Annotated in this window: 2 protein-coding genes; both read right to left on the bottom strand. The window is 73.5% G+C overall.

Annotated features, from left to right (window positions below; translation table 11 throughout):
- A partial coding sequence (locus AC1DVT_RS20030; protein ID WP_477391121.1) for a UvrD-helicase domain-containing protein occupies positions 1–752 on the bottom strand: 752 nt, incomplete at its 3' end.
- Positions 749–1,754, bottom strand: a 1,006-nt coding sequence (locus tag AC1DVT_RS20025; protein WP_477391120.1) for a RecB family exonuclease, incomplete at its 5' end; no start/stop codon positions are given. The genes AC1DVT_RS20025 and AC1DVT_RS20030, both read right to left, overlap by 4 nt.

Genomic DNA, 1,754 nt, shown 5'->3' with positions numbered 1-1,754 from the left:
CTGTCCGACGGCCGGTCGAGCACGTCCGCGAACCGTTCGGGGAACGCGGCCAGCGCATCGAAGTCGATCAGGTTGTCGACCCCGTCGCGGGCGATCCGCAGCGCGGCGTCGATGATGCTGCGCAGCGCCTCGCCGCGGGTCTCCAGCCGGGGGTCGTCGGCGGCGAAGACCACCCGCCGCATGAGCAGCCAGGCCGCGGACTCCGACAGCACCGCGGCCTCGGCATCCCGCCCGATCCGCACCGCATGCTCACGGACGATCTGATCGGCGAAGCTGTTGTAGGTCGACACGGCAGGCCGGTGCAGCAGGCGGTCAGAGTCGTCCTCCCCCGCGGGCGGCGTTGCGGCGACCTCCATCGCGAGCGCGTCGAGCGCGGCGAGGCGCTGCGTCTGGTCGCCGTCCCGCTCGATGCGGGCGAACACGTCGAGGCGGCCCTCCGCGTGCAGCACCGGGAGGTGCGGGAGCAGGCCGCGCCGCTCGAACTCGGAGAGACGGTGCAGGCGGCGCTGGATCCGCTCCGCAAGCTCACCGGCGGCCTTGCGCGTGAAGGTGAGCCCCAGCACCTCGTCCCGGCGGACGATCCCGTTCGCGACCAGCCACACCACGCGTCCTGCCATCGTCTCGGTCTTGCCGCTGCCCGCGCCCGCCACGACGAGGGCCGGCGCGAGGGGCGCTTCGATGACCGCGGTCTGCTCGACCGTAGGAGGGAACTGCCCGAGGGCGGCGGCGATCGCCGCGGCGGACAGGGTCACGAGGCGCTCACCGCCGCGACCGTGTGGATGCGGCAGAGGCCGTACGAGTGCTCATCCCGGCAGTGCTCCTCGTATGGTGCGCGGAACGCCGTGCCGCGCATCACGCCGACCGCGTCGCGGATGCGCTCGAAGAAGGCGGCGCGACGCTCGTCGTCGAACGGCGGCTGCCACGGCGTCGCGTAGTCGGCCTTCTGCGCGGTGGGTCGCAGCACGAGCAGCTTCGCTCCCCCGGACGCACGCCCCTCCGCGGCCGAGATCGCCCCGGATTCGAACGCGAGCTGGTAGGCGGAAAGCTGCGGGTTGTCGAGCACCCGCGCGTCGCTCTGCGGCTCGTTCTTGCCCGTCTTCAGGTCGAGGATCACGACCGCTCCCTCGGGCGTGAGCTCCACGCGGTCGATGTAGCCGGAGAGGATCGCCCCGTGCTCGAAGGCCTCGTCGTCGCCGAGCGGGATCGCCACTTCGAAGTGCGGCTCCGCCTCCACCAGGGCGCCGCCGGCGGCCTCGAAGCGACGCAGGTACAGGTGCAGCCGTCGCACGAGGTCGCGTGCCCGGGTCAACTCCGCACGCTCGCGCCAGGGCGCCTCGAAGGTCAGCTCGCCCCAGCGCGCCTCGACGGTGGCCCACAGCGCCGCCTCGTCGGATCCGTCGGAATGCTCGAGAGCCGCGTGGATGATCGTCCCGAGGCCGGCGGTGGTGCCACCGGGGTCTCCGCCGAGGTCGCCGATCACCCAGTTGAGCTCGCATTCCTCGAGGGTGTGCAGCCGCGACGGAGACACGCGGACGTCCTCCTGGTGCAGATCGCGCAGCGGCGCCGTCGAAGTCAGCGGCGCGATCCCGTACCACTCCCCCGGCGCCGCGCCCGCGACCCCGGCGTCGGCCAGCAGTGCGAGCTGTCCCGCCGCCCTGCCACGCCCGCGCGCGGCGGGGTCCGTCAAGGCGCGCCGGTGGAGGGCGACGAGGCCGCGCAGCGACAGCGGATGCTCCATCGCGCGCGTCGCGGGG

The organism is Microbacterium sp. P2_F9, from assembly GCF_056403635.1.
This window is presented reverse-complemented; position numbering and strand designations above follow the sequence as displayed.